The following is a 16,486-nucleotide window of genomic DNA, read 5'->3' on the forward strand; positions in this document are numbered from 1 at the left end:
TCGGGCCAGTGCCGCGGCGATGACAGCAAGTGAAAAGCGATACGCCGAGTACGGTCCGGGTGGCACTAGGTGGCCGTTGGCCTGATCGGGTCGTGACAGGATGTGGTGTAGGTGGTCACAATGGGCGGTCCGGCCCGAGGTGCGGGTGACGGATCAGGGAAGGGCCGTCGGCGGTATGGGCAATGGCGAGATGGCGGCGGACGACCCGCTGACCGTTCGGATCGCCGCTGCCATGACGGCGGCCCAGTCGGGCGGGCATGCGACGGCGGCCGCGGAGATCGACACGATCCGGGCCGAGCTGGGCGGGGTGCCGAGCTACCAGGCGGCCGCCGCGGAGTACGTCCGGGGAGTGACGGCGCACCACGCCAGTGACGCGGACGAAGCGCTCCGGGCGGTCGACGCCTGCATCGACATCGCCCGCGCGATCGACGAACCGGGCTGGGAAGCCAACGCACTGCCGATCCGCATCATCAACCTCGCCCGCAGCGGCCGCGGCGGTGACACGGTCAACGACCTGGTCGCGGCCGAAGCGGCGTTGAACCGCACCGACGACCCGGGCCTCACCGCCTGGGCGCACACCGGTCTCGGCTACGCGTACGACGTCCTGCGGCTCTTCGAGCTGTGCATTCCGCATTACGAGCTCGCCACCCGCCTGGACGACGACGTGTTCGAGCTGGCCGAGTCGCTCGCCATCGACCGCCTGAACCTCGCCGAGACCTACCTGCGCTGGGCGCACGAACTCGAGCGGCTCGGCGATCCCTTGTATACAAAGGAGATCGAAGACCGCCTGGCGTCCGCCGCGTACTGGGCGCGGGAGGCCGAAGACGTTCTGGTCGACGACGAGACCCAGGAGTTCTGGAGACTCAGCGCCCGGCTCTGGCTGGCCGCGGCCGTGACTGCCGAGGACCCGGCCCACGCGGTCGACGACCTGACCCAGCTGCGCGACGAGATCAGCAAGCTGGGGGAGACCGAGCGGCTCGCGATCGCCGGCGCCTACCTCGCCCGGGCCCTGCGGGCGCAGGGGAAACCCGACGAGGCCAAGGCTGCCGCGGACCGGGCTGCCGACGACTTGATTCCGTTGGCCGATCCATCGACCCACGTGCTGGTCCTGCAGACCCGTTCGGAGATCGAGGCGGCGGGCGGTACGCCGGGAGCGGTGGCCGGCCTGGCCTACGCCCGATCGGTCGCGCGGAGCTGGTGGAAGGAGCGGCAGCGCGCGCTGAACGCCGTACGGCATGCGCTTGCCGTGCACGATCTGCCGGCCCGGCACGACGCCGAATGGCACGCGGCACGGCAGGATCCGCTGACCGGCCTGGGCAATCGCCGGGCGCTGGACGAGCGGTTGACGGCGGCGCGCGACTCGGGCCGGGCGGTGACGCTGCTCGCGCTCGACGTCGACGGACTGAAGCTCGTCAACGACACGTTCGGGCACGCCTGCGGGGACGAATTGCTGCAGGTTGTGGCAAATCTCCTGGTAGAACAGGCGCGGGCCACCGATGCCGTGGTTCGATCGGGTGGCGACGAGTTCTTCGTGGTCCTCGACCAGCCCGACGCCAAGGGCGGCGCGCAGCTGGCCGAGCGGATCCGGATCGCCCTCGACGCGATCGCGGCGACGACGGACAGGCCGTGGCTGCGTCGGCTCGGGGTGAGCATCGGGTACGCCGCGACGGCCGAAGGAATCGGTGTGGAGCAGTTGATCTCCCGGGCGGACCAGCGTCTGTACGAGGAGAAGCGCCGCAAGAAGTGACGAAGGGCGGGCGGTGTGGTGCGGGAGACGTCGGGGGTGACGACGCGGATCGCGGACGCGATGACGCGGGCGCAGTCGGGCAGTCCGGCCGAGGCGGCGCTGGAGCTGAACGCGCTGCTCACCGAGCTCGGCCCGGAGCCGAGTCACGAGCGGGCCGCCGCGGAGTACGTCCGGGCCGTCGCGGCGCATCACGCCACCGACTCCGTCGAGGCGCTGGACGCCGTCGACGGCTGTATCCGGGTCGCCCGCGCGATCGACGAACCGGGCTGGGAGGCGAACGCGATCGCGCTGCGGATCGTCACGCTGATCCGCACCGGCGAGGGCGGTGACTCGGTCGCCGACCTGGTCGCCGCGGAGAACGCGCTGTCGCGGACCCGGGACCTCGGCCTGGCCGGCTGGGCGCACACCGGTCTCGGCTACGCCTACGACCTGCTCCGGCTGTACGAGCTGTGCATCCCGCACTTCGAGCTCGCCGCCGACGGTGACCACGACCCGCTCGGCCTGTCCGAGGCGCCGGCGATCAACCGGCTGAACCTGGCCGAGTCGAATCTGCGCTGGGCGCACGAGCTCGAGCGGCTCGGCGACACGTCGTACGACGAGGAGATCCGGCAACGCCGCCGGGAGGCGCACCGCTGGGCGGGTGCGGCGGTCGACGTGATCCTCGCCGCCGACCTGCTCGGGTACTGGCCGATCGCCGGACGGATGTGGCTCGCGGCGAGCAACGACGCCGCGGAGGCCGACGAGGCGGCGGTGATCCTGAAGGACTGCCGGGACCAGCTGGCCAAGCTCGGCGACCTGGAGCTGGCCGCGATCGCGGGCACCTACCTGGCCAAGGCGTATCTGACGCTCGGCCGGGACGGGGACGCGATGGACGCGGCGGACCGGGCCGCGAGCGACCTGCCGCCGACGTCCGATCCGCCGGTGGAGGCGCTGATCCGGCACACCGCCGTCCAGATCATTGCGGAGTCCGGTGACCCCGGCGCGGTGACCGGGCTGCAGTACGCGCGGGCGATCAGTCGCGGATGGTGGGCGGAGCGGCTGCGCGGGCTGTACGCCGTCCGGAGCGCGCTGGCCAGCCACGAGCTGTCGATCCGGCACGACGCCGAATGGCGGGCGGCGCGGGAGGATCCGCTGACCGGCGTGGGCAACCGGCGCGCGCTCGACGAGCGGATGTCGGTGGCGCAGGACTCCGGCCGCTCGATCGCGGTGCTCGCGATCGACGTGGACAACCTGAAGGTGATCAACGACAGCTACGGTCATGCCAGCGGCGACGACGTCCTGCGCCGGGTCGGCACGCTGCTGACCGAGCAGTGCCGCGCGGAGGACGTCGTGGCGCGGGCGGGCGGGGACGAGTTCGTCGTCGTCCTCGACAACCCCGACGAGCGCGGTGCGCCCGAGCTGGTCGAGCGGATCAAGGGCGCGGCCGATCGCGAGGCGGCACGCGCGGAGCAGCCGTGGTTCGCGATGCTGCGGCTGAGCGTCGGGCAGGCGAGCAGCACCGACGGTACGCCGGTCGCCGAGCTGCTGACCGAGGCCGATCGGCGCATGTACGCCGAGAAGCGCCGGCGCCGGCGGGCGCTCAGTAGTCCAGGAAGCCTTCCACGACCAGGTGCCTGACCTGGGGCAGGTAGTCCGACAGGACGTCGACCACCGGGCGGTCCATCAGGTCGGCCAGGGCGGCGAGGATCTGGCCGGTGCTCAGGTCGCCGTCGCAGGCGCCGACGAAGCCGGCCAGCACGGTGTCGACCTGCTCGGCTCTGCGCATGCCCCGCTGCCGCCGGAGCACGATCGTCGCCGGGTCCTCGGCTCCCGGTTGCCCGGCGGTCTCCTGCACGACGTCGTCGGCGACGCGCAGGTGCAGCGCGGTGAGGTCGGCCGGAAGGCCTTCGAGGCGCTCGAAGCGGTGCAGGACGTGCGGGCCGATCGGGCGCTCGATCTCGTACGGCCAGGACTCCGCGTGCAGCGATCCTTCGACGTTGTGCAGGGTGATCCAGCCCATGCCGATCGCCTCGACGTCGTGCTCGTCCAGGTAGCGCATCCACGCGTCGTACCGGGTCGTGTACTGCGGCGAGCCGTGCAGGCCGGCGTCGCGGAGCCACAGCTCGACGTACTCGGACGGGTCGAGCTGTTCGCGCTGCACCGCCCAGGCGGAGCGGTCGGCGGTCCAGGAGGCGATGCGGTCCTGCCAGTCCTGGCCGCGTACGCAGGTCCAGTTGGCGAGCAGCTGGCACCAGCCGCCGTCGGTCAGGTGGTCCGGCGCCTGGCGGACGAGCTGCTCGACCACGGCGTCGCCGCTGAATCCGGTCTCGCGGTAGGTGAGGTCGCCGCCGGGCGGTGAGATCACGTACGGCGGGTTGCTGACGATCAGGTCGAATCGCTCATCGCGGACCGGCTCGTACAGGCTGCCGTCGCGGATGTCGAGGTCGAGGTGGTTGAGGGCCGCCGTCGCACGCGCCAGCTGGAGCGCGCGCGGGTTGACGTCGGTGGCTGTCAGCTGGTTGACGTGATCCGCCAGGTGCAGCGACTGGATACCGCACCCGGTGCCGATGTCGAGAGCCCGCTCGGCCTTGATCGGGACGGTGAGCTGGATGAGGCTCAGGCTGGCCGGCGCGATCCCCAGCACATAGTCCGACCGCATCGCTTCCCGGCGCCCGTCGAGCCCCGGCGTGAGGTCGGCAACCACCCACCACTCCCGCCCGTCCTCCGCGAACGGCCGAATGTCGAGGGCCGCTTTGACATCGCCGCCACTGCGTTCGGCGATGCCCAGGGCAATCAGGTCGACCCCCGGAATCGCCCTGTTCACGGCGTTTTCCGGGATCGTTTGCTGCAGGCGGAACAGTTGGATCATTGTGTCCAGGGCATCCCCGGAGTGGGTACGGCTTGCTGCCGGGACAGTCTCGTTCCGATCAAGTGCCGCGCCCGCTTGCGCCCCGAGCCGCTCGGCCACTCCCTCTACGGTGTACCCGGCGGACTCGAACGCTGTCCGCAACATCTCCGCCGCGTTCCCCGTCAGCTCGTGCATGGACGCATTCTCGCACCCGAATCGACAATTCTGATGAGTGTGGAGGTCCTCACGGAGCCAAATGCACCGGCATCCACGGCCGCCGCAACTGCTAGTCGAAGGACTCGTCCCACGCGAATGGCTCGGTGGACTTCAGGTATGTCCGTCAACGAGTTTCCACGCAACTCGCTCCGGTCGCCGTGCGGTCTGCAGGAACTCGGCCGCCGCAGCCCGCGCCTCAGTCACGGTCAGGGCGCTGCCGGTGTCCATCGCCGTCGGCACCGTGCCGAACTGGAACTCGGCGTCCTGGGGTGAGTCCAGTGTCGCGGATGAGTGGTAGGTCCGCCCGTCATCGCGCGCCTCGGTGAAGCGCAGCGAACTGAAATCCGCTCCGAGTCCGATGAGGAGAACGTCGCCCTGTGGCGTTGCCAGCTCCAGCCACGTTGGCAGCGGCAACGATGCCACCGTGTCGAGCAGCGCGGACAGGTCATCCACAGAGTTGACCTGCAGAGTTTCGTAGTCGTAAGTGGCTTCCAGAACGCTCATCCTGTCCCTTTCCCGTTGCCACGGTAGACCTTATGGCCTCCGGGCCAGTAGACCGTCAGCTTCGTGCCTTTGGGCAGCGATCTGGAATGCCGTATCGGCTCCCGCGTTGCAGCCGATGCCGCGTTTGCCGAGGCAGATGACGTGACGCGTTCGCTGCCTGTGTGGCATGCCGATGCGAGCATCTCGTACGGACGTGCGTTGGTGCGTTCCGGCGACGTTGCAGATGGCATTCGAGTTGGCTTGGATGCCGCCCGGAGCTTGGGCCCGAGTCTCCGCACAACCATGCGTGTCGTCGGCCTCGGCGTGCGCGATCTGTTGGATTCTGTACCTCCTGACTATCGCACCGAGGAAACCGAGGAGTTGGCCACGTACGCCGCTGTGGGCCCTGCTCCCTGGGAAACCATCAGGTGACAGTGGGATCGGCCGCCGTCACGGACTGGCGCGAACGCCGTTGCGACGTCCACGCCAGTCCCTGTCGGTTCTCGAAGGTGACCTGTAGGCCGACCCAGCCACCAATCTAATTCAATTCTCTCTCTATCTTTTCTGTTATCTCCCTTCAGTTCTTTCTCTTGATATCCTTCTTCTCTTTCCTTTTCTTTCTCTCCACTACGGGTTGCAGGTGAGTTTGGCGTCGGCCCAGTCGCCGTGATCGCTCGTGTTGCCGTCGCCGCCGTCGGTGACCTGCAGGGTGAGGGTCTGGGCGCCGGTGACGTCGACCGTCGTGGTGGCGGTCGGGGACGTACCGGTGAGCTGGTCCGACGTGTACTTGGCGGTGCCGTCGGTCAGGACCTTGAAGGTGACCTTGCCGCGGTCCTCCATCTCGTCGTCGATGCCCAGTTTGCTGGTGAAGCTCGTGCAGTTGCCGCCCAGCCGGACACTGACCGACGACGGTGCATGAGCGCCCAGCCCCTTCGCGTACTGGACGCCGTCGAGCGTGATCGGCCCGCCGTCGCCGGCCGCGTCCTCGCCGTTGCTGTGGTCACGCTCGACCGGCCCCCACCCGTTGGTGGAGTCGAGGAACTCCAGGTCGCTGACCCAGTTCTCCCCGGTAGGTGCCGGCGGCAACGGCTTGTCGGCGATCGTCGCAGCGAAGAAGCCCAGCCCGCCGCCGGGCAGCTTGATCGCCTTCACGGTCTTCCCGGGATCGAGCGGTACGGCGGTGTAGAACACCCGGTAGTCCATCGTCGTGTTGCTCAATCCGGCCGCGGTGTACCGGCCCTTGACCGAGACGGCCAGCTTCGCGCCGCCCGTGGTCGGGTCCTGGCAGCACCAGTTCGGCAGCTGGAACGTCCCCTCGGACGTCGACCCGTCGGTGTAGATGATCGTCACAGTCCCACGGGCGTTCAGGCTGGCGCCCGCACCCAGCAGAGCGAGATGCGATCCGGTGCCGGACACGAGGATCGGCGCCGACTGGTTCTTGACCAGGTTCGGCGTACCGGGTGCGCCGCTCGGCCAGGTGAAGTCGGCGCCCTGCACGTTCACGGTCGCGCCCGGCGTGTATCCGGCCGCCGCAAGAGCCTCACCGTTGAAGCTGTTGCCCGACCCGTCGAAGTTGCCCTGCTTGTACGTCGACGCGTCGCTCACGCCGACCACGTTCGCGGCCTGCGACACCGATGCGTACGGCAACTGCGCCGTCCCCGTCGCGGTGGTCGCGTAGTTATTGCCCTGAGCAACGTATGACGCCTTCAACGTCAATGTGAAGCTCGCCGGTTTCACGTCCGCGCCGGGGGTGACCTGCAGCTTGGTCGTCACGGTCCGGCCGGGATCGACCGAGGCGAAGGTGTTCGCGCCCGCGACGCTCCACCCGGACGGCACCTGGACGTCCAGCCGGACGTTGCGCACGGTCGTCGCGGTGCCGTTGCGGAAGGTCGCGGTCACCTCGGTCGGCTGGCCCGGAGCGTTCCAGAGCGACGGCGTGCTGAGCTCAGGTGTACCGAAGGTGTTCGTCACGTCGGGGCCGCCGACTGCGGACGTGCCGCTGATCTGGACGACGGCGTTGCGTGCAGTGGAAATCGCCGCGGTCTGGATGCGGATGATTCCGTCCGCGTACGTCCACTTGACCGGCTTGCCGTCGACAGAGACGTTGTGCGGAGCGCTGCCCGTGTGGAGCGTGAGGTCGTACGGGCGGGCCGTCGGCTTGCCGTCGTACGAGCCGACGCTGGCGCCGATGGTGACCGTGATGTCGCCGCGGCCCGTGGTCGGCGCGTCCACCGCGAACGTCTGCGTGGCGGACTTGGGCGACCGGGTCACGCGGTCGTCCTCGTACATGCTGAACGACGACTTGCCGGACGGGTAGATGTCGACGCCGATCGGGTCACCGGGCCGCTGCTCGGCGGCGGTGTTGATCCCGGACTTCCACATCGGCACCACCGCGCCCGCCTTCACGAACAGGGGCAGGGTGTCGAGCGGCGCGTGGTACCCGTTCACGGTCGTCGGGCCCTGGTACACCCGGCCCGTCCAGTAGTCGATCCACCGGCCCGCGGGCAGGTAGATCCCGTTCTTCACCTCGTCCGCGCCGTACATCGGCGCGACCAAGAACTCCTTACCGGCCAGGAACTCGTACTTGGTCGTGTCGTCCCATGTCTTCGGGTCGGTCGGGTATTCGAGCACCAGCGACCGGTTCAGCGGTGCGCCGGTCCGGTGCGCCTCGGCGGCGTAGCTGTAGAAGTACGGCAGCAGCCGCTCGCGGAGCTTCAGGTACTTGCGGTTGATCGACGTGTACGGGTCGCCGTACGCCCACGGCTGCTTGTACGCCGGGGTCGACCAGCCGGACATGCTCATGAACGCCGGGTTGAACACCTTCCACTGCAGGTCCCGGACGTACGACGTCGCCGATCCGCCGAAGATGCCGTCCACGTCGCCCGCGCTGTAGGCGATCCCGGAGTTGCCGGAGCCGGTGATCGCCGGGATCTGCCACTTGATGGCGTCGAGCGAGCCGCTGTGGTCGCCCGTCCACTGAACCGCGCAGCGCTGCGCGCCGGCCCAGCCCTCGACCATCCACGCGAACCCGCGGGCGTTGCTGTACTGCTCGATCCCGTCGTGCGCGGTGTCGCAGGCAGTCAGTGCGTACCGGTACCCCGGGCCGACCCACGCGACATCGAGCTTCCGCACCCGGACCCCGGCGTCGCCGACCTCGGCCGGCTGCCGGTCCAGGTTGGACTGCGTCCACAAGCCCATCTGGATGTTCCGCGCCCGCAGTTCGTCGCCGGCCTGCTTCAGCGCGGGGATGTCCCGCTTGCCCCACCAGGTGCCGTCGACCTGCTCGGATTCGGTGTTGTCGGAGTAGCCGCAGCCGTAGTCGTCGTTGACGAGCATCCACCCGCCCGGCATGTCTTCGTCCTTGAACCGCTGCGCGACCTTGACCGCGTCCAGCGTCGTCACCTTGTCCGGGTTGACCTTCCAGTCGTTGCTGGGGTCCGGGTCCGTCGCGTAGTGACCGCGGTTGTAGCAGTCCGAGTCGCCGTACTCGAGCCCGTAGATCGGCGGCATGAACGGCCGGCCTGTGAGCTCGGTGTAGCGGTCGAGTGAGGTCTTGAGGTCGCCGACGAAGTAGTACGCGTCGAACCGCTTCTCGTCGTGCGTTGTCGCCACCGGGCTGCTGAAGTCGTAGCTGCCCGGGCTGAACGTGTTGCGGAGTACGCCGTACCCGGCCGTGCTCATGTAGTACGGCGAGGCGTTCGGATTGCCGCCGTCCTCCCAGTTGAAGTCCCGGGAGATCTTGATCGTCTGGTCGCGGTGCGAGAAGCGGCCGTTCTGCATGCCGCCGCCGAAGAACTGCTCGTCGGCGCCGCGGCCGAGGGTCTGCGTGGTGGAGGTGTCGGTCCAGGACAGCGGCGCGGCCTCGGACCACACCAGCTGGCCGTTCGAGCGGTACAGCGAGAACTTCAGCGGCTGCTTCTGCGCCCGGACCTCGATCTTGCCGGTCGTCAGCGAGTAGTAGGAGCCACGATCCCGCCACGACGTCCGCGGGGTGCCGTAGTCGGTCTTGGTGACGATCTTCGAGCCCTCGCCGGTGGTCGCGGGGTCGGTGAAGTTCCCGTCCGGCGCCATCCACAGCCGGAACACGTCGTCCTCGAGAAAGACGACCCGGACCTTCGCGGTCCCGGCGCTGAGGGTGTACGTCGCCTGGTCGGCGGTGAAGCCGGTGACGTCACCCAGCGTGGTGCCGGCGGCCTGTGCGGAACCGGCCGTGTGCACAAGTGCACCTGCTAGTAAGGCCAAGGTGACTACTGAACGTTTCATGCGGACAAAGATGCTCACGACTGCCTCACTTCACGCATCAATGAACAAAGATGGGCACATTGAAGCTCACCTGATCGGGATTGTCATCAGGTCAGCTTCATCAAGTTGAGACGGTGTCGCGATCACGGGGTGAATCGGGCCGATGACGATGAGCGCATGGCGAACTCGCGTCCCATCAGCCACAGCAGTCACGGCCTCACCAGGCGGCACGTCCTGCGGGCCGGCCTGACGGCCGCGCTGGCCGCGGGTGCAGCAGCGGCAGTCCCGGGCCTGGCAGAGGCCTCGCCGATCTACCCGGACGACGGTGCCGCCCACCGTCTCAACCCAGGCGGCCTTGGCCCGCAGGGCGACCCGGATTTCCACCCGGTGCGCTTCCGGCTGCCGCAGCTGACCGGGCGCAAGGCGCTCGGGACGACCGCGATCCACCTGGTCGACCGGTCGCGCCCGGACCCGAGCATGCCCAGCGGGCAGCGGGAGTTGATGATCAGCCTCTGGTACCCGGCGGGGATGTTCGGCGCGGCGCCGCTCGCGATGTACCTGCCGCCGAAGACGGCGGTCGAGGTGGACGCCGCGTGGACCGGTGAGTACGGGCTCGCGCTGCCCAGCGGGTCGTTCGACTTCGCGAACACCGAGACGCACGCGCGGGTCGGCGTACCGGTGCAGCGGCTGCGGCATCCCGTCGTCCTGTTCTCGCCGGGCTATCAGTACAGCCGGTTCGTGAACACCGCGCAGGTCGAGGACCTGGCCGGCCGTGGGTACGTCGTGGTGACGATGGACCACACGCACGAGACGCCGGTCGAGTTCCCGGGCGGACGGTTCCTGCCGGGGGCGCCGGCGCCCGAGCCGGCCGATCCGGAGGCGATCCGGAAGGCGGTCGCGACCCGGACCGCGGACGCGCGGTTCGTGCTGGACCAGCTCGAGCGGATCGCCGGCGGCCAGAACGTCGATGCCGACGGCGCCGACCTGCCGGGCGGGCTGGCCGCGGCGCTGGACCTCCGGAAGACCGGCATCTTCGGGTTCGGGCTCGGGGGATACGCGGCCGCGACCACGATGCTCGAGGACGAGCGGTTCCTGGCCGGCGTCGACCTGGACGGCACGCTGCAGGACGACCGGCTCGAGGGGCCGCTCGGCGAGGTCGCGGAGCGCGGACTGGATCGGCCGTTCCTCTTGTTCGGCTCGGCCGAGACGCAGCGGACCGATCCGGGCAAGGACCATTACGACAAGTCATGGGCCACCTTCTGGGAGGCCCAGCGCGGCGGCAAGCTGAACCTGACCCTGCTGAGCACCAAGCAGAAGGCGTTCACCGACTACCAGTTCGTCTTCTCCCAGCTGTTCCACGACATCTACGGCGAGGACCCGATCATCACCTCGGTCATGAAGGCCCTCGTCGGCAGCGCGAAACCGGCGCGCAGCGTTCTCGCCCAGCGCGAGTACCTGGCCGCGTTCTTCGACCAGACGCTGCGCCGCCGCCCCGCGCTGCTGCTCCGCGGCGAGTCGCCGAAATTCCCGGAAGTGCGCTTCGCCCGCTGAGACGGCGTACGCTCGTAGCCGTCGCCCGGGGCACACTGTGGCGGTGTGGCAACGCGCGGTGACGGTGGGGTGTTCGACACTTTCTGGCACCCTCGGAGGTATGCAGGGGCCGTCAGCGGTTACCGTGCGTTGAGAAAACGCGTTGCCGTCGGCCTTACCCTGTCCTCGGGCAGGGTCGGTCTGTGCTCGGGGGAACAGACGTCGCGGACGAGACGTTGTCGGCAGGACGAGAGTAGGGAGCGCAGTGGCAGGGGCAGCAGGGACGAAGACAGCGGCAGGGACCCGCCTGGTGATCGTCGAGTCGCCGAAGAAGGCGCGGATGATCGCCGGCTTCCTCGGGTCCGGGTACGTGGTGGAGTCCAGCTTCGGCCACATCCGCGACCTGCCGAGCGGGGCGGACGAGATCCCCGCCAAGTACAAGGGCCTTCCGTGGGCCCGGCTCGGCGTCAACGTCGAGGACCACTTCGACCCGCTGTACGTCGTGCCCGCCGACAAGAAGGCGCAGATCCGCAAGCTCAAGGACCTGCTCAAGGGCGCCGACGAGCTCTTCCTGGCGACCGATGAGGACCGCGAGGGCGAGGCTATCGCCTGGCACCTGCTGGAGGAGCTGAAGCCGAAGGTCCCGGTCCGCCGGATGGTGTTCCACGAGATCACCCCGAAGGCGATCCAGGACGCGGTCGGCAACGCCCGGGACATCGACGAGGCGCTCGTCGACGCCCAGGAGGCGCGCCGGATCCTGGACCGGCTGTACGGGTACGAGGTTTCCCCGGTGCTGTGGAAGAAGGTCATGCCGAGGCTGTCGGCGGGCCGGGTGCAGTCCGTCGCGATCCGGATGGTGGTGGACCGCGAGCGCGAGCGGATCGCCTTCCGCAGCGCGTCGTACTGGGACCTCGACGCAACCCTGGACGCCGGCGAGAGCCGGACGCCGCGGCAGTTCGGTTCCCGCCTGGTCTCGGTGGACAGCAAGCGGGTGGCGCAGGGCCGCGACTTCAGCTCGACGGGTGAGCTCAAGGGCGCCAACACCGTCCATCTGAACGAAGAGACCGCGACCGCGCTGGCCGGCGCCCTGCGCGACTCGCAGTTCACGGTCCGGTCGATCGAGTCCAAGCCGTACACCCGCAAGCCGTATGCGCCGTTCCGGACGACCACGCTGCAGCAGGAGGCCGGCCGCAAGCTCGGCATGTCCGCGTCGCAGACCATGCAGGTCGCCCAGCGGCTCTACGAGAACGGCAACATCACCTATATGCGTACCGACAGCGTCACGCTGTCGGACACCGCGATCACCGCCGCCCGAGCCCAGGTCCGGGAGCTGTACGGCGCGTCGTACCTGCCGGACAAGCCGCGCGTCTACACCTCGAAGGTGAAGAACGCGCAGGAGGCGCACGAGGCGATCCGCCCCGCCGGTGAGACCTTCCAGACTCCGGCGCAGACCGGTCTGAGCGGCGCCGAGTTCCGGCTCTACGAGCTGATCTGGATGCGGACGATCGCGTCCCAGATGAAGGACGCCGCGGGGAACAGCGTCTCGATCCGGATCGACGCGACCGCGTCGACCGGCGAGCAGTGCGAGTTCACCTCGTCCGGCCGGGTGATCACGTTCCACGGGTTCCTGAAGGCGTACGTCGAGGGCGCGGACGACCCGTCCGCGGGCACCGACGACCAGGAGACCCGGCTGCCGAACGTCGAGGAGGGCGACGTCCTGCCCGCTCTCGAGGTGCTGGCCTCGGGGCACGAGACGAAGCCGCCGGCGCGGTTCACGGAAGCGACGCTGATCCGGGAGCTGGAGGAGCGGGAGATCGGGCGGCCGTCGACGTACGCCTCGATCATCGGCACGATCCAGGCCCGCAAGTACATCTACAAGAAGGGCCAGGCGCTGGTGCCGGCCTGGCTGGCGTTCGCGGTCGTCCGGCTGCTCGAGGAGCACTTCACCCGGCTGGTGGACTACGCGTTCACCGCGACGATGGAGGACGTGCTCGACGAGGTCGCGGCCGGTGACCTGCAGCGCGAGGGCGTGCTGTCCCGGTTCTACTTCGGCGACGACGACCTCGAGGGCCTGAAGTCGATGGTCACCGACCTCGGCGACATCGACGCCCGGGAGATGTCGACGTTCGCTGTCGGCGGCGACGACAGCGGCATCGTGGTGCGCGTCGGGCGCTACGGGCCGTACGTCGAGGACAAGGACGAGCGCCGCGCGAACGTACCGGAGGACCTGCCGCCGGACGAGCTGACCGTCGACAAGGCGCACGAGCTGCTCGCGCAGCCGTCGGGTGTCGAGCACGAGCTCGGCAACGCGCCGGACACCGGCCTGAAGGTGGTCGCGAAGGCGGGCCGGTTCGGGCCGTACGTGACCGAGGTGCTGCCGGAGGACGCGCCGAAGGGCGCCAAGCCGCGGACCGGGTCGCTGCTGAAGTCGATGACGCTGGAGTCGGTCGGGCTCGACGACGCGATGAAGCTGCTGTCGCTGCCGCGTGTGGTCGGCAAGGACCCGGAGTCCGGTGACGAGATCACCGCGCAGAACGGGCGCTACGGGCCGTACCTGAAGAAGGGCACGGACTCGCGGTCGCTGTCGTCCGAGGAGCAGATGTTCGACATCACCCTCGAAGAGGCGCTGAAGATCTACTCCGAGCCGAAGCAGCGCGGTCGCCGGGCTGCGGCCCCGCCGCTGAAGGAGCTGGGCGAGGACCCGGAGTCCAAGAAGCCGGTCGTGGTGAAGGAGGGCCGCTTCGGTCCGTACGTCACCGACGGGGAGACCAACGCGACGCTCCGCAAGGACGACTCGGTGGAAACCATCTCGCTGCTGCGCGCGGCCGAGCTGCTCGCGGAGAAGCGCGCCCGCGGCCCGGTGAAGAAGACCGCCAAGAAGGCCGCGAAGAAGACGGCGGCCAAGAAGACCGCCGCCAAGAAGACGACCACCAAGAAGACCACGGCCGCGAAGAAGACCGCTGCGAAGAAGACGGCGGCCAAGAAGACGGCAGCCAAGAGGTCCTGAGGGAGCGGCGCCCATGACGAGTGCGGTCGAGGTCAGCGCGCAGCGGTTGCGGGAGCGGGGCGAGCGGGTCACGCCTGCCCGGCTCGCGGTCGTGGAGGTGCTGGCCGGGACCGAGGAGCACCTGAGCGCCGAGCAGATCGGCGAGCGGGCGGAGCAACTCCGGCCGGGCATCCACCGCGCCACCGTCTACCGGGCGCTCGACGCGCTGGGCGAGTTCGGCCTGGTCACGCACGTGCATCTCGGCCGGGCGGGGACGACGTACCACCTGGCCGGCGACCTCGCGCCGCGGCACCTCCACCTGCGCTGCTCCGAGTGCGGCACGGTGTACGACGCTCCCGGCGACATCCTCGAGTCCGCCCGCAAGAAGGTCGCCCGCGAGCTGGGTTTCCAGCTCGCCCCCGAACAGGTGGCCCTGATCGGCGTGTGCCAGAACTGCGCCAAGAACACCTGAGCGACCTCTTCGCGGCGGGGCCGTCGCGGATTTACGCTGGCGCCGGACACGTTTGTCACGGCCCAGGCCAAACCTGTGGTGAACGCTCCGCTTGCCCGGACCTGGGCCGCGCGGAGAGGAGTCCCCCGTGCGTTCCCTGCGACGATGTCTGATCCTGGCAGCTGCTCTGGCACTCGGCGCGATCGGAGTACCGGCAGCCAACTCCGCCCCGGCTGTGGACGCTCTCGTCAGCGTCGCCAGTCCCACCAACCTTCACCCGCGGAACTCGTCCAACGAGCCGTCCCTGGCGGTCAGCGCGATCCGGGCGGACGTGCTCGCCGCCGGGTCCAACGACCTGGTCGACATGCAGCCCTGCTCGCGGCTCGCGGCCACCGAGCACGCGGCCTGCTCGTTCCCGCTGGGTACCTTCAACCTGGGCGTCGGCCTGTCCGGGGTGCACTTCTCGTTCGACCGCGGACACACCTGGATCCAGCCGACGTACCGCGGCCTGACGGCGGCCGACTGCAGTCCCACGATCGAGCCGTGTGTCCCGCACCTCGGACCGATCCACACGGTGCCGAACTACTACGAGAACGGACTGCGCTCGCGCAGCGACACCGGCGTCGCCTTCGGTCCGGCGCCCGGGCCGAACGGGTTCTCCTGGGCCAACGGTGACCGGCTGTACTTCTCGAGCCTGTCGACCAACCTGACCGATACCGTGATGCGCAACACCGGCGCGAGCCAGAACGGCTTCTTCGGGGTGAACGTGTCGCACATCGACAACGTCACACCGGCCCGGATCGCCGATCAGCGCAACTGGTCGCAGCCGTACTTCGCGGCGCCGCACGCGGCGTTCAGCTCCGGCCTCGACAAGGAGCAGGTCTGGGCGGACAACGCATCCTCGAGCCCGTTCTTCGGCAACGTCTACGTCTGTTACTCCGACTTCCACAGTTTCAGCGGCGGCAACGCGTTCCCGCTGAAGCCGATGGTGTCGACGTCGCGTGACGGCGGCGTCACCTGGAAGCAGCACCAGGTCGCACCGGCGATCGCCAACGCGAAGCAGGGGGCGTACGACGGCTGCACCGTCCGGACCGACAGCCACGGCGTCGTCCACGTGTTCTTCACGCACTTCGGCGGGACCAGCCTGTCCGGGTTCCACACCGTGATCAGCTCGTACGACGGTGGCCAGACCTGGCGGCAGCCGCGAGACGTCGTGCGGATCACGGATCCGTGCTTCCACACCGACCCGGTGAGCGGGCGGTGCGTCATCGACGGTGTCGCCGGTGCCCGCACGGACCTGGCCGCGATGCCGAGCGTCGACATCGCCAACGGGGCGCCGACCGGGGCGGACGCGACCAACGAGATCGTCGACGTCTGGGTCGACGGCCGCGACGGCCCGGACCACGAGCACGCGTTCCTCGCCTACTCGACCAACGGCGCGAACTCGTTCAGTCCAGCGGTGCCGATCTCGCCGCCCGGCGACATCACGTCGTACGCCGCTCCGGCCATCAGCCCGAACGGCGCGCGGATCTACGTCGTGTCCCAGGCGTTCACGCAGCCGTTCCAGACGACCACGGCCAACCCGCGGCCGGAGCACGGAGTGCTGCAGAGTGCAGCGGTCGGGGCAGGTGGTGCGCCAGGTGTCTGGACGACGGACTACTCGGGGCCGGACGGTGACGCCCGCGGGACGTCGCAGGGCCGGATCCTGTACAACGAGTTCCTCGGCGACTACGTGTACGCCATCGCCACTCGCACCTATGGGGCCGGCGTGTGGACCGATGTCCGCCGTACCGCCGACTGCCCCGCGATCGACGCATGGCGTCAGGCGTCCGCCACGGCCGGCCAGGTCGTGCTGCCGGCGCCGTGGCCGCTCGGAGACTGCCCGGCAACGTTCGGCAACAACGACATCTTCAGCGCCACCACCGGCTAGGAGAGTCCCGGACAGCCCTGGCCTGATCAGGTCAGGGCTGTCCATATCTGTTGATCGGTGTGGATTCATGAACA

Annotated in this window: 10 protein-coding genes; 7 read left to right on the forward strand and 3 right to left on the reverse strand. The window is 69.2% G+C overall.

The window, feature by feature from the left end:
- Positions 1–145 precede the first annotated feature (145 nt).
- Together AB0I12_RS32620 and AB0I12_RS32625 are read left to right on the forward strand one after the other, a co-directional pair.
- Positions 146–1,747 carry a GGDEF domain-containing protein gene (locus AB0I12_RS32620; RefSeq protein WP_359936915.1) on the forward strand — a complete coding sequence of 534 codons (1,602 nt, stop codon included), beginning with the start codon at positions 146–148 and terminating at the stop codon, positions 1,745–1,747.
- A 36-nt stretch (positions 1,748–1,783) separates the two neighbouring features.
- Positions 1,784–3,364, forward strand: coding sequence for a GGDEF domain-containing protein (locus tag AB0I12_RS32625; RefSeq protein ID WP_359936918.1), 1,581 nt, complete (start codon positions 1,784–1,786; stop codon positions 3,362–3,364).
- On the opposite strand, the gene AB0I12_RS32630 is transcribed toward AB0I12_RS32625, so the two are convergent.
- Positions 3,327–4,769, reverse strand: coding sequence for a class I SAM-dependent methyltransferase (locus AB0I12_RS32630; protein ID WP_359936920.1), 1,443 nt, complete (start codon positions 4,767–4,769; stop codon positions 3,327–3,329). The genes AB0I12_RS32625 and AB0I12_RS32630 overlap by 38 nt on opposite strands.
- Before the next feature lie 132 nt (positions 4,770–4,901).
- A complete protein-coding gene (locus tag AB0I12_RS32635) occupies positions 4,902–5,294 on the reverse strand; it encodes an Imm1 family immunity protein (protein ID WP_359936923.1) in 393 nt (130 codons plus the stop codon).
- A gap of 69 nt (positions 5,295–5,363) precedes the next feature.
- Here AB0I12_RS32635 and AB0I12_RS32640 point away from each other — a divergent pair, with 69 nt between their 5' ends.
- Positions 5,364–5,705, forward strand: coding sequence for a hypothetical protein (locus AB0I12_RS32640; protein ID WP_359936926.1), 342 nt, complete (start codon positions 5,364–5,366; stop codon positions 5,703–5,705).
- Positions 5,706–5,900: 195 nt separating this feature from the next.
- Here AB0I12_RS32640 and AB0I12_RS32645 read toward each other — a convergent pair whose 3' ends face one another.
- On the reverse strand, positions 5,901–9,491 hold the full coding sequence (locus tag AB0I12_RS32645) for an NPCBM/NEW2 domain-containing protein (RefSeq protein WP_359936929.1): 3,591 nt from the start codon (positions 9,489–9,491) through the stop codon (positions 5,901–5,903).
- Between the two features lie 201 nt (positions 9,492–9,692).
- Between AB0I12_RS32645 and AB0I12_RS32650 the strand changes: the two genes are divergently transcribed.
- From AB0I12_RS32650 to AB0I12_RS32665, 4 genes are all read left to right on the forward strand, one after another.
- Complete coding sequence (locus tag AB0I12_RS32650; RefSeq protein ID WP_359936932.1) at positions 9,693–11,066, forward strand: hypothetical protein; 1,374 nt, start codon at positions 9,693–9,695, stop codon at positions 11,064–11,066.
- Between the two features lie 244 nt (positions 11,067–11,310).
- Complete coding sequence (gene topA, locus AB0I12_RS32655; RefSeq protein WP_359936935.1) at positions 11,311–14,052, forward strand: type I DNA topoisomerase; 2,742 nt, start codon at positions 11,311–11,313, stop codon at positions 14,050–14,052.
- Positions 14,053–14,065: 13 nt separating this feature from the next.
- A complete protein-coding gene (locus AB0I12_RS32660; RefSeq protein WP_359936938.1) occupies positions 14,066–14,503 on the forward strand; it encodes a Fur family transcriptional regulator in 438 nt (145 codons plus the stop codon).
- A 127-nt stretch (positions 14,504–14,630) separates the two neighbouring features.
- Positions 14,631–16,412 carry a sialidase family protein gene (locus AB0I12_RS32665; RefSeq protein ID WP_359936941.1) on the forward strand — a complete coding sequence of 594 codons (1,782 nt, stop codon included), beginning with the start codon at positions 14,631–14,633 and terminating at the stop codon, positions 16,410–16,412.
- Positions 16,413–16,486 lie beyond the last annotated feature (74 nt).

Origin of the sequence: Kribbella sp. NPDC050459 (assembly GCF_040655315.1) — a bacterium.
GTDB lineage: Bacteria > Actinomycetota > Actinomycetes > Propionibacteriales > Kribbellaceae > Kribbella.